This is a genomic window from Asanoa hainanensis (assembly GCF_900188485.1).
Taxonomy (GTDB): domain Bacteria; phylum Actinomycetota; class Actinomycetes; order Mycobacteriales; family Micromonosporaceae; genus Asanoa; species Asanoa hainanensis.
In genome coordinates this window covers 726590-743650 of the sequence record NZ_FZPH01000003.1, presented here as the reverse complement: position 1 = coordinate 743650, position 17061 = coordinate 726590, and the positions used below count along the sequence as shown (strand labels likewise).

13 protein-coding genes are annotated in these 17061 nt (G+C 73.2%); 4 read left to right on the top strand and 9 right to left on the bottom strand.

Annotated elements, in window-relative coordinates; translation table 11 throughout:
• Positions 1 to 75 precede the first annotated feature (75 nt).
• The 6 genes from CHC05_RS11005 to CHC05_RS10980 form a co-directional block, all read right to left on the bottom strand.
• Complete coding sequence (locus CHC05_RS11005) at positions 76 to 1131, bottom strand: hypothetical protein (RefSeq protein ID WP_089247390.1); 1056 nt, start codon at positions 1129 to 1131, stop codon at positions 76 to 78.
• Between the two features lie 174 nt (positions 1132 to 1305).
• A complete protein-coding gene (locus CHC05_RS11000) occupies positions 1306 to 3528 on the bottom strand; it encodes a helix-turn-helix transcriptional regulator (RefSeq protein ID WP_089247388.1) in 2223 nt (740 codons plus the stop codon).
• A 53-nt stretch (positions 3529 to 3581) separates the two neighbouring features.
• Positions 3582 to 5993 (bottom strand): bifunctional polysaccharide deacetylase/glycosyltransferase family 2 protein, encoded by a 2412-nt coding sequence (locus CHC05_RS10995; protein WP_089247386.1) that lies wholly within the window; start codon positions 5991 to 5993, stop codon positions 3582 to 3584.
• A complete protein-coding gene (locus tag CHC05_RS40650; protein WP_144022549.1) occupies positions 5990 to 6835 on the bottom strand; it encodes a hypothetical protein in 846 nt (281 codons plus the stop codon). The genes CHC05_RS10995 and CHC05_RS40650 overlap by 4 nt, the downstream gene beginning before the upstream one ends.
• 396 nt (positions 6836 to 7231) lie before the next feature.
• On the bottom strand, positions 7232 to 7999 hold the full coding sequence (locus CHC05_RS10985; protein WP_179266123.1) for a dihydrodipicolinate synthase family protein: 768 nt from the start codon (positions 7997 to 7999) through the stop codon (positions 7232 to 7234).
• A gap of 10 nt (positions 8000 to 8009) precedes the next feature.
• Positions 8010 to 9686 carry a dolichyl-phosphate-mannose--protein mannosyltransferase gene (locus CHC05_RS10980; protein WP_089247382.1) on the bottom strand — a complete coding sequence of 559 codons (1677 nt, stop codon included), beginning with the start codon at positions 9684 to 9686 and terminating at the stop codon, positions 8010 to 8012.
• 85 nt (positions 9687 to 9771) lie between these two features.
• Between CHC05_RS10980 and rsmI the strand changes: the two genes are divergently transcribed.
• A complete protein-coding gene (gene rsmI, locus CHC05_RS10975) occupies positions 9772 to 10629 on the top strand; it encodes a 16S rRNA (cytidine(1402)-2'-O)-methyltransferase (RefSeq protein WP_089247380.1) in 858 nt (285 codons plus the stop codon).
• Here the strand turns inward: rsmI and CHC05_RS10970 are convergent.
• The gene (locus CHC05_RS10970; RefSeq protein WP_144022548.1) at positions 10623 to 11483 is read right to left on the bottom strand and encodes a hypothetical protein; all 861 of its coding nucleotides are present in this window, start codon (positions 11481 to 11483) and stop codon (positions 10623 to 10625) included. The two genes, rsmI and CHC05_RS10970, sit on opposite strands and share 7 nt — an antisense overlap.
• 135 nt (positions 11484 to 11618) lie before the next feature.
• Here CHC05_RS10970 and metG point away from each other — a divergent pair, with 135 nt between their 5' ends.
• A complete protein-coding gene (gene metG / locus CHC05_RS10965; RefSeq protein ID WP_089247376.1) occupies positions 11619 to 13415 on the top strand; it encodes a methionine--tRNA ligase in 1797 nt (598 codons plus the stop codon).
• A gap of 21 nt (positions 13416 to 13436) precedes the next feature.
• Here the strand turns inward: metG and CHC05_RS10960 are convergent, their stop codons facing one another.
• Complete coding sequence (locus CHC05_RS10960) at positions 13437 to 14711, bottom strand: hypothetical protein (RefSeq protein ID WP_089247374.1); 1275 nt, start codon at positions 14709 to 14711, stop codon at positions 13437 to 13439.
• 109 nt (positions 14712 to 14820) lie between these two features.
• Between CHC05_RS10960 and CHC05_RS10955 the strand changes: the two genes are divergently transcribed.
• Positions 14821 to 15714 carry a TatD family hydrolase gene (locus CHC05_RS10955; RefSeq protein ID WP_089247372.1) on the top strand — a complete coding sequence of 298 codons (894 nt, stop codon included), beginning with the start codon at positions 14821 to 14823 and terminating at the stop codon, positions 15712 to 15714.
• Between the two features lie 4 nt (positions 15715 to 15718).
• Here the strand turns inward: CHC05_RS10955 and CHC05_RS10950 are convergent, their stop codons facing one another.
• On the bottom strand, positions 15719 to 16093 hold the full coding sequence (locus tag CHC05_RS10950; RefSeq protein ID WP_089247370.1) for a VOC family protein: 375 nt from the start codon (positions 16091 to 16093) through the stop codon (positions 15719 to 15721).
• A gap of 82 nt (positions 16094 to 16175) precedes the next feature.
• On the opposite strand from CHC05_RS10950, the gene rsmA reads away from it, so the two are divergent.
• Positions 16176 to 17039, top strand: a complete 864-nt coding sequence (gene rsmA, locus CHC05_RS10945; protein WP_089247368.1) for a 16S rRNA (adenine(1518)-N(6)/adenine(1519)-N(6))-dimethyltransferase RsmA — start codon at positions 16176 to 16178, stop codon at positions 17037 to 17039.
• The last annotated feature ends 22 nt before the right edge of the window (positions 17040 to 17061 follow it).

Sequence of the window (17061 nt, the reverse complement as noted above, 5' to 3'; positions counted from 1 at the left end):
GTGTACGGCGCAGCGGCCGGCCGGACCTTCCGGTCCGGCCGCCCGCTGCGGTGCGGTGATGTGGAGTTGGCTGGATCAGGCGGGGGCGTCCTCGTGGTCGTCGGCGTCGCGCAGCGACGGCTCGTCGGACTCCTCGAGCGTCCGGACCGGCGGCAGGCCGCGGTCGAAGTCGACCTCGACCTCGAAGTCGGCGTCCTGGTCGCCAGGGCCTTGCTCGGTGTTGACCACCGAGTCGTCGGCGTCGATGTTCGTGGTCTCGGTGATCGTGGTGTCGTTGTCCTCGTTGGTGACGTCGCCGTCGCCCAGGCCGATCGCGGAGTCGTCGTTGTCGGCGATGTTGGTGCCCGAGCCGACGTTGGAGTTGTCGAGCGTCGAGTCGTTGACGTTGTTGACGTCGCCGTCGCCGAAGTTGATGACGCCGTCGTTGTCGCCGTCGACGTCCACGTCGTTGGCCTGCTGCTCGTTGTTGTTGCCGATGATCGCCCGGTCGACGTCGCCGTCGGCCACGATGCCGGTGTTGGTGCCGGTCACCACGGGCGCCTCGAGGTCGCCGTCGACGCTGACCGCGCCGTCGCTGTTGAACAGGTTGTCGCCCTCGATGTCGCCGTCGACGACCTGCGAGTTGGCCCCGGTCGCGGCGTTCACGTCGTCGGCCTCGCCGACGGCCACGGCGCCGGCGCCGGACGCGTTGGCGGCGTTGCTGTCGACGTCGATGTCGCCGTCGAAGTCGTCGCCGACCTCGACGTTGGTGCTCTGGTCGAGGATCTGGGTGATCACGTCGTTGTCGTTGTTGGTGACCTGGGTGACGTAGGTCAGGTGCTGGACGACCTGCTCCATCGACTGGGGCCCGGAGGTCACGTGCTGGGCGGGCGGGGAGTAGCCGCCGCCGCCGCCACCGCCGCCGCTGGTGTAGCTCTGCAGCGCGCCGCGGGCGTCGGCCGGGAAGTCCGGCTCGCCGCAGGCCTGCTGCACGATCGCGGGCATGTCCAGACCGGACAGGTCGTGCTCGGTGATGCCCGAGGCGACCAGCTCGCCCTGCGGGTTCTGCGCGAACTGCAGTGCCTTGGTGGGGTCGCTCGCCAGCTGCTTGACGAAGTTGACCAGGAGGTTGGTGAGCTCGACGTTCTGCATTTCCGGTTCCTCCTTCAGAGGATGTCTCTCCCGGCCTGTCTGGCGGGTATGGATACAGCGTCGCCGCTGGCCCACCCCCCGGACATCGGGAAGACCCCCCTGGCTGGGGGGAGGGGTTAGGGGATCGGCCGGTACACAGCAGACCGCGAAATCGACCTCTGATGACGCAGAGTGTCAGGAATTGAGCAGGGATTTCAGCGCCGCGACGAACTCGGCGCGGTCGGTGGCGCCGACCTTCACGCGGATGCGCGCCACGTGGTGTTCGACGGTCTTCGGGGAGATGTAGAGCTGCGCCCCGATTTCCTTGTGGGTGCGGCCGTCCAGCACCAACCGGGCCACCTCGACCTCGCGTTCGGACAGCCCCGCCGTTTTGCTCTCCCCGGAGCCGGAGCGGTCCTGCTCCACGCCGGACAGTTCGCGGGCCACTTCCAGCAAACGGCGGGCGGCGGCCGGGTCGGCGGTGCGGATCGCGGCGTGGCCGGCCAGTCGGGAAGCCTCCCAAGGCAGCTCGGCGGAGGCCAGCCCGTCGACGGCGGAGAGGACCGCGGCGACGTCGACCGCGCCCGCCATCGAGCGCTCCCACACCGCCGCGGCCGTGACCTGGGCGCGCTGGCGTGGCGAGGTGGGACCCACGGCGGCGATCGCCGCGGCGGCCGTCGCGACCCTGGCCGGATCGTCGGCCGCCACCCCGAGCTGGAGCCGCACCCACGCGACCGCGACCGTCCACGCCGGCGGGCTGTCCAGGCCGGCGACCGCCGCGTCGAGCGTGGCCAGCACCGGCGCGATCCGGGCGGGTCGGCGCAGCCGGATCGCCGCCACGGCGAGCTCCTCGACCTGCTCCACCTGGAACAGGTCGACGGCTTGCCGGGCCAGCACCGGCTCGACGGTCGACCACGCTTCGCGGAGCTTCGCGATGTCACCCGAGCGGCGGGCGAGTCCGGCCCGCAGGGCCGCCGCCAGCAGCAACTCCCGCCCGGGCAGTCCGCTGCCCAGGCGCCGCAGCTCTGCGGCCGCCGTGTCGTAGCGGCCGGTGCGCAGCCGCACCCAGGCCAGCAGCAGCCGGTGCCGCTGCGCGCCGACGGGTCCGCCGACGCCGCGCTCGAGGGCGCGGCCCAGCACGTGCTCGGCGGTGGCAGCGTCACCCGCGGCCACCGCGACGACCGCGGCCCATGCGTGCGGCGTGTCCGGCAGGACCACCGCCGGCGGAGTGCGCTCCGCGGCCTCGGCGGCCTCGATCAGCAGCGGCACCGCGGCCGCCGGCTCGCGTCCCGCTGCCAGCACGGCCTCCGCCAACAGAAGCAAAGGCCCCTTGGCGGGTAGGGCGCGGGTCAACAACTCCTGGGCCGTTGCCGCGCGGCCGAGGGCGACGAGGGGCGGCACGGCAAGCAGTGGGCCGGGAGGCGCCGCGGCGGTCAGCACCTCGGCGGCGCGGGTCGGCCGGCCGTCGTGCGTCGCGACGGCGCCGGCCACCAGCGCCAGGCGGTGGGTGTCGCCGGCCACGCCCGGGTCGACCGGCAGCCCGACGAGCGCGGCTGCCTCGGCCTGGCCGGCGCCGACCAGGGCCGGCTCGGCGCCCGCGTCCACCGCGTCCGCGTACCAACCGATCGCGGCGGCCGGGTCGGTGAAGCGCAGGCGGTCGCCGGCGGCGCGGAAGACGTCGGCGCCGGTGCGGATCCCGGCGGCCCGCAGCTGGGTCGCGGCGGCGACCGGGTCGGCGCCCGAGGCGGCCAGGGCGGCAGCCACGCGGGCGTGCACCCGGCGGCGCTCGGCCGGCGCGAGGTCGTCGAGCAGGGCGCTCGCGACGGCGGGCACCGGCCGCTCTGAGCCGGGCACCAGGAAACCGAGGTCCCGCAGCGTACGCAGAGCGTCGGCGAGGGCGTCCGGAGGCTGGCCGGTCGCCTCGGCCAGCACGTCGTCGGCCAGGTCGAGGCCGAGCGCGAGGGTCCGGGCGACCTCGGCGACACCCGGGGAGACGGTGGTGAGCCGGCGTTGCACGCGGGGGAGCAGGCCGCCCGAGGCGAGCAGGGCCGCGATGGCGGGCCAGCCGGCCGACGGGACGTGCAGGTCGGCGCGCCCGGTCAGGGCCGCGACGCCGGCGGCGTCGAGCGGGCCGAGCCGCACGACGCCGTCGCGGGCGGCCAGCTCGTCGAGCTCTGCCAGAGCGGGCCGGTCGACGGTCGGGCGGCGGCCGAGCAGCACCGGCACCCGGCGGCGGGCCACCTCGGCCAGCGCGCGCAGGGTCGGCTCGTCGAGCCGGTGCGGGTCGTCGACCACCATGGCCGCCGCAGACGACGGGACACCGGGTTGGTCGGGGGTCACCCAGACGGCGTCGGGCGGGGCGAGCGCACGCAGCCGGTGCGTGCGACCAGCCCCGTCGACCCCGATCACGACCGCCATAAACCGTCAGCCTGCCAGAGAGTCGGATGTTCCGGCGCTGACGGATACCTGACCTAGACCTGTGTCCCGACTGCCGCCTCGCCGGTGCGGCGCAGCTTGTGCCAGCGCAGCCGGCCGCCGGTCAGGGCGGTGACCAGCGACTGGATCAGGACCAGATACATGAGCTGCCGGTACGCGAACTGCTGCAGCGGAAGCGTCCACAGTGGCGTGAGGCGCTCCCGGTCGAGCTTGAACGCGACCACGCCGGTCACCACCTGCATGCCGAGCATCGCGAGCCAGGCGAACACGGTCTCCAGCCGGCCGGCGAACAGCACGCCGTAGACGGCCAGCAGGTCGATCACCGGTGCGAGCAGCGGCAGCGCGATGCTGAACAGCGCCAGGAACGGCAGGCCGCGCCGGCCGAACCGCCCGGAAGGACCGTCGTCGACCAGCGACCGGCGGTGCTTCCACATCGCCTGCATGGTGCCGTAGCTCCACCGGTAGCGCTGCCGCCAGAGCTGGCTCAGCGACGCCGGCGCCTCGGTCCAGGCGCGGGCCCGGCCCTCGTACACCACCTTCCAGCCGGCGCGGCAGAACGCGATCGTCACGTCGGTGTCCTCGGCGAGCGTGTCGTCGCTCATCCCGCCGATCGCCAGCAGCGCGTCCTTGCGCCACGCGCCGATCGCACCCGGGACCGTGGGCATGCAGCGCAGCGACTCGTACAGCCGGCGGTCGAGGTTGAAGCCGATCACGTACTCGATGTGCTGCCAGCGGGCGACCAGGGTGGCCCGGTTGCCGACCTTGACGTTGCCGGCGACCGCGCCCACCTCCGGGTCGGCGAACGGCTGCACGAGCTGGCGCACGGAGTCGCTCTCGAAGACCGTGTCCCCGTCGACCATCACGATGATGTCGGTGGTGGCCGCGGCGACGCCCGTGTTCAGCGCGCTCGACTTGCCGCCGTTGCGCTTGCGGATCACCCGTACGTTGGGCAACCCGAGCGACTCGGCGATGTCGGCGGTGTCGTCGGTGGAGCCGTCGTCGACCACGATCACGTCGATGCCGCCCGGGTGGTCGCCACCGGCCAGCGACCGGACGGCCGACTCGATGCCCTCCCGCTCGTTGTAGGCGGGCACGATCACCGTGACCCGTTCGGTGACCGGCGGTCCCCACGACCAGTTGCCGCGGCGCCGCCGGGCCTGGGTGCCCGAGAGCACGAAGAGCAGCAGCGTACGGATCAGCGTCAGCGCGCCGACGACCAGGAAGAGCACCGCGAAGAACTTCAGCGACCAGTCGGCGATCCGGATCGCGGTGGCCAGCGCCAGGCCGCGCTGCTCGTCCGTGGCCGCGGCGGGCGGGTTCGGCAGCACCGTCGGCGCGACACCGGTCACCGGATCGGTCAGCGCGAGCCGCAGCCCGTCGGAGACCGTGACGAAGCTGTACCCCCGGGCCTGCATCATCGGGATGAACCGCTCCAGCGCCCGCACGGTCTGCTCGCGGTCACCGCCGGCGTCGTGCAGCAGTACCACCGCGCCGTCGTCGCCCTGCGGCACCATGCTGGCGACGATCTTGTCGACGCCCGGGCGTTCCCAGTCGCGGCTGTCCAGGTCGTTGACCACCGTGACGTAGCCCAGCCGGCCGGCCTTGGTGACCAGGTCCCAGGCGGAGTCGTCGATGGCGTCGGCCCGCGACGAGTACGGGAACCGCAGCAGCGAGCTGCGCACCCCGGCCGCCTCGGCCATGGCGAGCTGGGTCTGCGAGTACTCCATCCGCTGTCGCCACTGCGGGAGCGTCGCGATGTCCGGGTGGGTGAAGGTGTGCACGCCCAGCTCGTGGCCCTTGCCGACCAGGTCCCTGGCCAGCTCGGGATAGCGGACCACCTGGGAGCCGATCACGAAGAAGGTCCCGTTGGCGTGGTATCGGTCCAGCGTGGCCATCACCTTCGGCGTCCACCGGGGATCGGGGCCGTCGTCGAACGTGAGGGCGATGGTCTTGGGCGGCAGCCGGTACGAGCGTGCGTCCTCACCCGGTCGCGCGTTGATGATCGGGCCGCCGGTCAGGATCTGCTCGGGTACGGCCTGGCTGTCGCCCTCCACGGTCACGTGGTCGGGGGTGAACCGGGCGTTCGCGTACGCCTCGACCAGCAGCAGGCTGACGAAGACGAAGACCAGGACCGCGGCGACGACCCACTTGAACTTGGGCACGACCCGGCGGGCGGTCCGCTTGGGCGGGGTCGGGTCCGGGGGTACGACCGGGGGCGCGCTCGCCGGTGGGGGCGGCGGGGCCAACATGACCGCGGTCGCCGCCTCGTCGGGGCGGCCGCCGGTGCGCTGGCTCGGCAGCACGCGGGTCGCGAGGTTGAGCGGCCAGCGCGGCGGGGGATCCAGGCCGGCCACGGTGGCGCGGCCGGTGGCGGGCGGCTGGGGGATCGGGATCGGCTGCGTGTCGGCGTCCGGGTCGGGAACCTCGTCACGGGTCGGTGCGCTCATGCGGCGCTGACGGTCGCGGTGGGCGCCGGCTCGGTCGTGGCGGTTGTCGCCTCGGGGGCGCTGTCGCCGCCCGAGCCGGAGCCTGACCCTGCGTCGCCGATCGGGTCGCCGGTGCCGTCGCTGCCGGTGCCGATCGCAGTGCCGGTCTCGGTGCCGCCGCCGGTGTCGGAGCCGCCGCTGTTGTCGGGTCCGCTGCCGGTGCCGCCGCCGGAACCGCCGCCGTTCCCGGGGTCGCCCCCGTTCCCGCCGCCTCCCGAGCCGCCGCCGGTGTCGCCGCTCCCGCCGCCGCCGCCCGGCTGTTCGACGACCGGTGGAGTGCTCGGCGGCGGGGTCGGCTCCGGCGACGTCGGCTCGTTCTCCGGTGGCCGGGTCGGCTCGGCGGTGGCCGGCGGCGGTGAGACCGGGGCCGTGCCCTTGGCCGGGCTCGGCGTCGGCCGGGCGGCCACGGGGACGGTCGAGGTGCGCACGCTGCCGGGGCCGCCCGGCGCGGTCGGCGGCGGCAGCGGAGCGACGAACGGGCCGGGGTTCGGTGGACGGAAGGCGGTGCGCAGGGTGGTTTCCGCCGGGGTCCCATCCCGATCGGGTTGTTGCACGCGGTCGGGGAACGGCATCAGCGCGTGTGGCAGCGCGGGCCCGCCGGCGATGCTGACCCCGACGAGCGCGGTGTAGCCGAGGCAGACGGCGCCGATGCCGTACGCCGCCCAGCGCACGAGGCGGCGTCGGCGGCCGGTCTCGTCGACGAAGATCGGCGGCGCGTCCTGCCCGAGGGTCACGCCGAGCGGGCCCGTCGGGTCTGCGGCGGTGACGATGATGTCGGTTTGGGGTTCCTGGTCCGGAATCACGCGGGGAAGCGTAGGAAGCACGCTGCGCGATGAGGAGAGGTCCGTCACTCGCCTGAGCGTCGCCGAGGCAGTCCGGGAAAACTGCCCGAACCGGCCGTCACCATCACAAGTAACCCGTCCGGGACGGGTGCCCGAATGGGTTCGCGCCACCGTGACCAGGATGGACGTGCAACGTCAACATCGGTGACGGCCACCGTGTGCGATCGGCATTGTCCAATAAGTGACACATGTGAGTCTTGTTCGGCGGTGCTCGCGTCGGGAATCCGACCGCACATCTACTCCGCATCACCCGTTGTGCCAGTGATCGCCGCTCGTTAAACTCCCATGTGCGCGCCCCTATCGCCCGCTTCCCCCGTGGCAGGCGATCGGGGCGCGCCCTTTCTTTATCCGGGCCTTTCAGCCCAGGCGCGTGGCCGTCGAGGTGCCGAAGCGCTCCGCGATCATTGACTTGAGACCCGCCGGGAATCGCTCTTTCGACCGCAGGTGCGGCGCCAGCAGGGTCCGCTGTGCGCCGGCGTCACCGGCGAAGGCGGCCACCGACTCGGCGGGATGGGAGTTCGCGACCGCCAGGATGGCGCCGGCCGCGCCCACCGCACCGGCCATCAGGACCAGCGCGCTCGAACCCACGTAGACCGCCCGGTCCCAGACCGCCAGTTCCTGGAGCAGGCGCTCGGCGGAGCCGGTCGAGTCCTTGAGGCCCGCGATCGGCAGGTCCGGCAGTGCCGGCACAGGCACTTCGCCGCCGGCCGTGCCAGGGAAGTGGTAGGCCAGCACCGGGGCATCGCCGGCCGCCTTGGCCGCGGCTTCGTAGTAGGCGTGCAGGTCGCCGGGGCGGCGGGGTGGCGCGACCAGCACCGCGTCGGCACCGGCGCCGACCGCGGCCTCGATGCGCGCCGCAGCCGCGCCTCGCCAGGCACCGCTCGCGCCGGTCACCACCGGCACCGAGGTGGGCAGGGCGGCGCGGACGGCCGCGGTGAGGCCCGCGAGCTCCGCGTCGGTGAGCGTGTCGGCCTCGCCGGTGCTGCCACCGACCAGGACGGCGCGGACGCCCTCGCCGGCCAGTCGGGCCGCGTGTGCCGCGGTGGCGCGCTCGTCGATCGCGCCGTCGTCGTCGAACAGGGTCACCAGCGCCACCGCGACGCCGGTCCAGAGCGGATCGGTCACGACCAACACGCTATATCCAGCGGGAGCCCAACCACATCCGCGCGGACCAGTCCGCGTACGGCATGACGTCGCCGACGAAGACCTTGAAGAAGTAGGCGAAACAGAGCACGACCAGCACGAGGTACGCCCCGGCGATCACTCCGCCGACCAGGCGCCGGTCGGCCAGTTTCCGGGCGGCCTCCGGCGTCGTGGCCACGGCGGCCTTGCCGGCCGGATACATGATCGCGCCGAGCACGTAGACCACGGCCAGCACCATGAACGGCAGCGCGGGTGCGGTGTAGAACGAGAACATCGTGCGGCCGTTGTCGATCGCGTACCAGAACCAGGGCGCCAGGCCGAAGAACACCATCAGCAGGATGGCGCCGGCCCGCCAGTCGCGGCGGGCGATGCCGAGCCAGACCAGGGCCGCCAGCGCCGGCAGGAACGACCACCACAGCACCGGCGTGCCGAGCAGCAGCACCTCGGAGGCGCACGAGTCGGCGCCGCAGGTGCCGGTGTTGGACCAGTAGAACGCCACGGGCCGGCCGAGCAACAGCCACTGCCAGGGCCACGACTGGTACGTGTGCTTGGTGTCGAGCCCTTCGTGGAACTTGAAGGCCTCCGAGTGGTAGTGCCACAGGTTGTGCAGCGCGCCGATCACCGGGGGCTCGGGCCGCCCGCTGTCGGCCAGCCAGTGCCGGTAGAAGCCGTCGTCGGTGAGCAGCCAGCCGCTCCAGCTCGCCAGGTAGACCGCGGCGGCGACCACGACGAACATGCCGACCCAGCCGAGCTCGTCGAGGATCGTGTCGCGGATCGGGTGGCGGGCGCCGACCGTGCGCCGGACCCCGTATTCCCACCAGAGGATGAGCACCAGGAACGCCGGCAGGAAGAACAGCGCGCTCCACTTGACCGAGACGGCGCAGCCGAACAGGATCGCCGCCGCGAACCGCCACCAGGGGAACGCGAACGGCAGGCGGCCCGCGCGACCGAGCCGGGTCGGGTCGAGGCCGGCCTCCATCGCCGTCAGCCAGCGTCGCCGGCGGCTGTCGCGGTCGGCGACCAGGGCGGCGAAAGCGGCGAGGATGAACAGCAGCAGGAAGATGTCGAGGATGGCGGTGCGGGACAGCACCAGGTGGAAACCGTCGAGCGCGAGCAGCAGGCCGGCGGCGCCGCCGAGCACGGTCGAGCCGAACATCCGCCGGGCCACTCGCACCATGATCAGCACGGAGACGGTGCCGGCGACGGCGGCGGAGAAGCGCCAGCCGAGCTCCGGGGCGGCGGTCCAAAGGTGCCCGGCGGCGCGCACGTTCCCGTCGGCGTCCTGGTAGCCGAACAGCCACTCGCCGATGGAGATCAACCACTTGCCGAGCGGCGGGTGGACCACGTACGAGGCGACGTTGTCCTTGTAGTTCCACTCGACGCCCTTGCTCAGCAGGCCGTAGGCGTCCTTGGCGTAGTAGGTCTCGTCGAAGATCTTGCCCGGCGGGTTCGACAGGCCGACGAACCGCACCAGCGCGGCGACGGCGACGACGAAGCCCGTGACCGCCCACGACCAGGGGTCGCGGCGCGCGTCGAAGGGCAGGAGCCGGCGCCGGACGGTGTCGGAGACCGTGCCAGTGCGCGCCGGTATGGCAGAGGGGAGCTCCGGTGCCTCGGCCTCGTCGGGCCCGGCCTCGGGGCTCGCTACGCTCGTCGCCGCCAGGGTCACCCCGCGATCGTAGGCTGCCAGGACCGAATTGGGGTGTTCGGCAGGCAGGCTGGAAGCAGGCCGGTTGGATACGAGGGGGAATGAGATGCCGGAAGACGGCCGGAATGGCCGGTTGATTCTGGTTGGCGCGCCGCTCGGCAACCCGGCCGACGCGTCCACCAGGATGCGGGACGCCCTGGCCGACGCCGATGTCGTGGCGGCCGAGGACACCCGGCGGCTCGTCCGGCTGGCCCGCGACCTCGGGATCACCGTCGCCGGCCGGATCGTCTCCTACTTCGAGGGCAACGAGGAGCGGCGTACCCCGGAGCTCGTCGACACGCTGCGTGACGGCGCCGTCGTCGCTCTGGTGACCGACGGCGGCATGCCGAGCGTCTCGGACCCCGGCTACCGGTTGGTCCGCGCCGCGCTCGACGCCGGCCTGCCGGTCACCGCCGCACCCGGCCCGAGCGCCGTGACCACGGCCCTGGCCCTCTCCGGCCTGCCCAGCGACCGGTTCTGCTTCGAGGGCTTCCTGCCCCGCACCGGCTCCGCGCGCCGGACCCGGCTGGCGGCACTGGCCACCGAGGAGCGCACGCTGGTGTTCTTCGAAGCTCCGCACCGGCTGGCCGCGATGCTCGCCGACCTGGCCACGGCGTTCGGCGCCGACCGGTCGGCCGCGGTCTGCCGGGAGCTGACGAAGACCTACGAGGAGATCGTCCGCCGGCCGCTGGGCGGGCTCGCCGAGTGGGCCGCCGAGGCCGGGCCGAAGGGTGAGATCACCCTGGTGGTGGCCGGCGCACCACCGGCTTCGGCCACGCGGCCGCCGGACGAGGCGTTGCGGGCGGAGGTCGCCGAGGCCGAGGCCGCCGGCAGCTCACGGCGCGACGCGATCGCGGCCGTCGCGGAGCGCCACGGGGTACGCCGCCGCGAGGTCTACACGATCGTCCACGAGGCGCGTCAGTAGGCCGCGGCCAGGAAGCCGATCGTCACCAGCAGCGGCGCGGCCATCCCGAAGGCGGCGGCCGTGCGCCGGGCCCGCCGGTCCTCGAGCCGGAGCGCCCCGGTGGCGAGCACGATGCCGAGGCCGCACAGCAGCACCAGCAGCAGCCCGAGCAGCCAGCGCAACGTCATGACGGTGCCGTCCGTGAGGTAGGCCGTCGCGCTGCCGGCGTGCACCACCTCGGCCCGGACCTGCGTGCCGGGCTCGGTCTGCGTCCGTTCTGCGCCCACGACCCGGATCCCCTCGGTCGTGAACCGCCCGTCCGCCGAGGTGAACGAGCCCTTGCAGCGCTGGGTCAGGCCGGAGCCGACGCATCCGGTGACGGTGGCCGTCCCGCTCTCGGCGCGCCCGACCGCCAGCCAGATCGGGTCGGCCGTGACCCAGGCGAAGAACGTGCCGGCCAGCGCGAGCACGACCAGCAGGGCCAGCGCCGCGCGCACCTGGCGCGGTTTGCGCGGGCGGCGGCTGGCCCGGGCGGCGTGCCGGGTGGGCCGGGTGGCGGAGCGGGCCTTGGCGGCCAACCGTGCCGGCGACCACGCGTCCCGGTCGACCTCCTCGGTGGTCAACCCGTGCGCGGCCGGGGTCGAGTCCCGCAGTTGGGCCTCGATCACGCCGCCGCTGCGGGCCCGGGCCGCGCCCTGCACGGCGGCAGCGAGGCCGTTGACCGAGGCGGGCTCGCGGGTGGGTGCGGGAATGCTCGCGCGTCCGACCGCGTCCCGCGCCGGGTCAGCCTCGTTGGCGGGTGGGGCGATTTCCACCTCGTACGCGAGCAGCTCGGGCTCGCCGGCGGTCTCAGGTCGTTCGGGCGTAGCGCTCACGAATCTCATTGGACAACGCCTCACGTCACCCTTCGTGCAGGTAAAGGGCGTGTCGGCGGATAAATCCGGACAATGCGTGCGGAGGTGTGCGGGCTCGCTGGCCGGGCTCCGGCGGGGCTCACTACCCTTGCGCCCATGAGTCACGTTCTCGCCGCGGTCGCCTGGCCCTACGCCAACGGCCCGCGTCACATCGGCCATGTTTCCGGCTTCGGCGTCCCCGCCGACGTGTTCAGCCGTTACATGCGGATGGCGGGGCACGACGTGCTCATGGTGTCGGGCACCGACGAGCACGGCACGCCGATCCAGGTGCAGGCCGACAGCGAAGGCCTGACCCCGCGCGAGCTGGCCGACCGCTACAACCGGGTGATCGTCGAGGACCTGCACGGGCTCGGGCTCTCGTACGACCTGTTCACCCGCACCACCACCGGCAACCACTACCAGGTGGTGCAGGACCTGTTCGACGGGCTGTACCGCAACGGCTACATCATCGCGAAGACCACCCTCGGCGCGATCTCGCCGTCGACCGGCCGCACCCTGCCCGACCGCTACATCGAGGGCACCTGCCCGATCTGCGGGTACGGCAGCGCGCGCGGCGACCAGTGCGACAACTGTGGCAACCAGCTCGACCCCGAGCAGCTGATCAACCCGCGGTCCCGGATCAACGGCGAGACGCCGGAGTTCGTGGAGACCGAGCACTTCTTCCTCGACCTGCCGGCCGTGGCGGACGCGCTGGCCGCCTGGCTCGACACCCGGGACGGCTGGCGGCCCAACGTGCTGCGGTTCTCCCGCAACCTGCTCGACGACCTCCAGCCGCGGGCGATCACCCGCGACCTCGAGTGGGGTGTGCCGATCCCGCTGGACGGCTGGCGCGACCGCAACGACAAGCGCATCTACGTCTGGTTCGACGCGGTGATCGGCTACCTGTCGGCGTCGATCGAGTGGGCGCGTCGCACCGGTGCCCCGTCCGCCTGGAAGAAGTGGTGGTCGGCCGACGGCGAGGGCAAGGACGCCGCCGCGTACTACTTCATGGGCAAGGACAACATCGTCTTCCACTCGGTGATCTGGCCGGCGATCCTGCTGGGCTACTCCGGCCAGGGCTCGCGCGGCGGCTCGCCCGGAGACCTCGGCGCGCTCAACCTGCCGACCGAGGTGGTCTCCAGCGAGTTCCTCACGATGGAGGGCCGCAAGTTCTCGTCGTCGCGCCAGGTCGTCATCTACGTGCGCGACTTCCTCGAGCGCTACGACGCCGACGCGTTGCGCTATTTCATCGCCGTGGCCGGGCCGGAGAGCCAGGACACCGACTTCACCTGGGCCGAGTTCCTCCGCCGCAACAACGACGAGCTGGTCGCCGGCTGGGGCAACCTGGTCAACCGGTCGATCTCGATGGCGGCCAAGAACTTCGGCGCGATCCCGCCCGCGCTGGACCTGACCGAGGCCGACGAGGCGCTGCTCGCGGTGGCCAAGGCCGGCTTCGGCACGGTCGGCGGCCTGATCGAGAGGCACCGGCAGAAGCAGGCGATCGGCGAGGCGATGCGCGTGGTCGCCGAGGCCAACAAGTACCTGTCCGAGCAGGCGCCGTGGAAGCTCAAGGACGAGGCCGACAAGCCGCGGATGGGCACGATCCTGCACGTCGCGCTGCAGGTCGTCAGCGACGCCAACACGATGCTCACGCCGTTCCTGCCGCACTCCGCGCAGAAGGTGCACGAGCTGCTCGGCGGCACCGGCACGCACGCCCCGATGCCGGCCATCGAGGAGGTGTCCGACCTCGACGGCGGCCCGGCGTACCCGGTGCTGACCGGCGACTACACGGTCGGCGCGCGCTGGGAGTCGACGCCGATCGAGGCCGGCCGCACCCTGGCCGCCCCGAAGCCGGTGTTCAAGAAGCTGGAGCCGTCGATCGTGGACGAAGAGATCAGCCGGCTGGCCGGCTAATCGAGCACAGGGCGGCTTTCGTCAGAGTTCATAGCGGTTGTCGACCAGTTGCCGGTCGGTGACCTCCGTGAGTGGCGCCCAGGTTTCGTACACGCCGCGTTCGTAGCACTGGGCGCCCAGCCGGGCCACCGCCTCCGGGTCGGGGCGGCACAGCCGCAGCCGCAACCAGCCCGACTCCTGGCGCAGGACCAGGCAGGGCGAGTCGCGCCAGCGGCCGTACTCGTTGCGGCGGACCAGGCTCTCCACCGGGTAACGGGCCGCCCGGGTCATCGCCAGCACCCGGAACTCGCCCGGCGGGTCGGCCACCGCGACGCACTCCTCGCCGCGGTACGTGCCGACCAGGTGCACCGCCGACTGCTGGTCGCCGAGCTGCACGTACTCCTGGTCGGGCGGAATGCCCGGCAACTCCGAGAGCAGGGGCCGCCAGCGCGGCCCGGCCATCCGCAGCCAACCGCGCTGCTCCGGCTGGAACGTGTAGAGGATCGCCTCGTCGCCGTCGGCGGTGTAGGCGACCAACGTCGCGCCGGCCGTCATCGGCAGGTCGGTGAAGTTGCTGGTGACGAACTCGGGGATGACGTGCCGGCCGCTGGGCGCGAAGCCGGTGCCGAGCACGGGCGCGCCCATCCGGTCGTGCGCCGGCATGCTGACCAGGCCCGGATACCGGTCGTACGAGGGCAGGTCGAAGTCGGACGCGTCGACCGCCCGCCAGCGCAGCGCGAACGCGATGTCCTCGCGGTCCCGCCCGTGGTCGGCCTCGGTGCGCAGCAGCGTCAGGTCGGCCGGGGTGCGCAGGTGCGCGACGTCGTACTCGCGGTAGCAGAACCCGTGCGGCAGCCGGCCGCGCAGGTAGGCGGCCACCTGCTGGGCCGAGAGGTGCTTGACCATCCGGGTGCCGCGCCGGATGTGCGCGCTGGCCCGCAGGTTCATCAGGATCGGGTCACCGGCCGCCGCGGGGTTCTGGCTGCGGCTGTGGATCTCGCGCCAGCCGACCGCGCGGCTCAGCGGGAGCGTCAGCGGGTCGTCCGGCTCTTCCGGGCCGTCGTGGTGCGCCCGGTCGGGGTGGTGCGGGTCGGCCGGCCGGCCGTTGACCGCCGTGACCTCGGTGACGTGGGCGTACCGGTGGAAGGGATAGCGCGCGCCGGGCCGGGTGTCGGGCTCGAACCCCTCGCCGCGGTCGGTGCCGAACAGTTCGTACGCGGCACCCCGGGCGATCTCCACCGCCGGGTACGTGCTGTCGCCGAGGGTGACTCGCAGATGGGTGTCGGAGCCCGTGCGCTCCTGGGGGGTGACCGCCACCTCGCAGACCCTAGGTGCGCCGCGTGATCCGGCCATGAACAATTCGTGAACTTCCGCCGCGCGGCGTCGCACGCGGGCACACGCCGTCTATGTGTGATGCTGACCGGCGATGACCGAGCAACCGAACGAGTCGCGCCAGGAACGTGCCGCCCGCCGTGCCGGAGAGTTCCCACCGCCGCCACTGCCGCTGGCGGTGCCGGTGGCCGACAGTCACACGCACATCGATATTACGGTAAGCGAGGCCGGCGGCGGCGGGCGCGACGTGTTCGGCCCGGACCCGGTCTCGGGCGCGATCGCGGCGGCGGCCAACGCCGGCGTCGACCGGCTCGTCCAGGTCGGTGTGGACGTCGAGTCCTCGCGCTGGGGGCTGGCCGTGGCCCGGGAGCACTCCGCCGTCGTGGCGACGGTGGCGTTGCACCCGAACGAGGCGCCCCGGCTGGCCAACCTCGACGAGGCGCTGCGGATCATCGAGGGCCTCGCGGCCGACGAGCGGGTGCGCGGCATCGGCGAGACCGGCCTCGACACGTTCCGCACCGGTGCCGAGGGCCGGCCGGCGCAGGAGGCCAGCTTCCGGGCGCACATCGCGATCGCCAAGCGGTACGGCAAGACGCTGGTGATCCACGACCGCGACGCGCACGCCGACGTGCTCCGCGTGCTCGACGACGAGGGCGCGCCCGACACCGTCGTGCTGCACTGCTTCTCGGGCGACGAGGAGTTCGCCGCCGAGTGCGTGCGGCGCGGTTACCTGCTCTCCTTCGCGGGCACCGTGACCTTCGGCAGCGCGACCGCGTTGCGTGCGGCGGCCGCGGTCACCCCGGCCGAGCAGATGCTGGTGGAGACCGACGCGCCCTACCTCACCCCGATGCCGTACCGGGGCCGGCCCAACGCGTCCTATCTGATCCCGCTGACCGTGCGGGCGCTGGCCGAGGCCAAGGGCGCCGACGTGGACGAGCTGTGCACCGCGATCTCCGGGGCCACCCACCGCGCCTTCGGGCACTGGTGACGCTTCAGCGGTCGGACAGCACGGAGAGCACGTTGCCCGCGGGGTCCCTGAACCAGGCGATGTCCGGGCCGTTGCCGCGCACGATGCCCCTCGCGTCGTGCTCCATGCCCTCGTAGCGCTCGAACGCGATGCCCCGGCTCGCCAGGTCGTCGACCGCGGAGTCGATGTTGGCCACCGGGAAGTTGAGGATCGTGAACGTCGCCGGCTGGTGGTTGGCCTTCGGATAGACGAGCACCTCCGCGCCGGCGCCGATGTCGATCATCAGCATGCCGTTGGCCTCGGAGACCGGCAGGCCGAGCTTGTCGCCGTAGAACTGCTTGGCGGCGGGAATGTCGTCGACCGAGAACCCGCTGAACGGTCGGGTTGGCGTGAATGACATGGATGGCCCTTCCGACGAGTCGTCACCCCGATCGTCACACGTGCGGGCCGGGCGTGCAGGCCTTCCTTATAGGCTCGGCGCCGTGACCGAACTGCTGGGGCCGGCCGAGATCCGCGCACTCGCCGGCCGGCTCGGGGTGGCTCCGACCAAGCGGCTCGGACAGAACTTCGTGCACGACCCCAACACCGTGCGCCGGATCGTCGCGGCCGCCGACCTCGCGCCGGACGAGGTGGTCCTCGAGGTGGGGCCCGGGCTGGGCTCGCTGACCCTCGGCCTGCTCGCGGCCGGGTCCCGGGTGCACGCCGTCGAGCTCGACCCGGTGCTGGCCGGCGCACTGGCCGAGACCGCGGCGCAGCGCGGAGCGCCCGCCGGCGCCCTGACCGTGCACGCGGCCGACGCGCTGCGGATCACCGCCGCGGAGCTGGACCCGGCGCCGACCGCCCTGGTGGCCAACCTGCCGTACAACGTCGCGGTGCCGGTCGTGCTGCACCTGCTGGCCGAGCTGCCCACGCTGCGGCACGGCCTGGTCATGGTGCAGAAGGAGGTCGCCGACCGGCTGACCGCCGGGCCGGGCGGCAAGGTCTACGGCATCCCGTCGGTCAAGCTGGCCTGGTACGCGTCCGCCCGCCCCGCCGGCAAGGTGCCGCCGAGCGTGTTCTGGCCGGTGCCCAACGTCGACTCCGGGCTCGTCGGGTTCACCCGGCGGGAGCCGCCGCGGGCCGACGTACCCCGCGCGGATGTTTTTCGGGTCGTCGACGCCGCCTTCGCCCAGCGCCGCAAGACCCTGCGGGCCGCGCTGGCCGGGTGGGCCGGTGGAGCCGAGCGCGCGGCGCAGGTGCTGGTGGCCGCCGGTGTCGATCCCGGCGCCCGGGGCGAGGCGCTGGGCGTGGGCGCCTTCGCCGACATCGCGGCAGCGGCCAACGTGGCCTCCGCCGCCCCCGAGTAGGCTGACGCCGTGCTGAGCCGGG

Coding starts and splice junctions, on each gene's coding strand:
- CHC05_RS11000 (WP_089247388.1), bottom strand. CDS start 3,528: ATGGCGGTCGTGATCGGGGTCGACGGGGCTGGTCGCACGCACCGGCTG.
- CHC05_RS10950 (WP_089247370.1), bottom strand. CDS start 16,093: ATGTCATTCACGCCAACCCGACCGTTCAGCGGGTTCTCGGTCGACGAC.
- CHC05_RS11005 (WP_089247390.1), bottom strand. CDS start 1,131: ATGCAGAACGTCGAGCTCACCAACCTCCTGGTCAACTTCGTCAAGCAG.
- rsmI (WP_089247380.1), top strand. CDS start 9,772: ATGCCGGAAGACGGCCGGAATGGCCGGTTGATTCTGGTTGGCGCGCCG.
- CHC05_RS10995 (WP_089247386.1), bottom strand. CDS start 5,993: ATGAGCGCACCGACCCGTGACGAGGTTCCCGACCCGGACGCCGACACG.
- metG (WP_089247376.1), top strand. CDS start 11,619: ATGAGTCACGTTCTCGCCGCGGTCGCCTGGCCCTACGCCAACGGCCCG.
- CHC05_RS10955 (WP_089247372.1), top strand. CDS start 14,821: ATGACCGAGCAACCGAACGAGTCGCGCCAGGAACGTGCCGCCCGCCGT.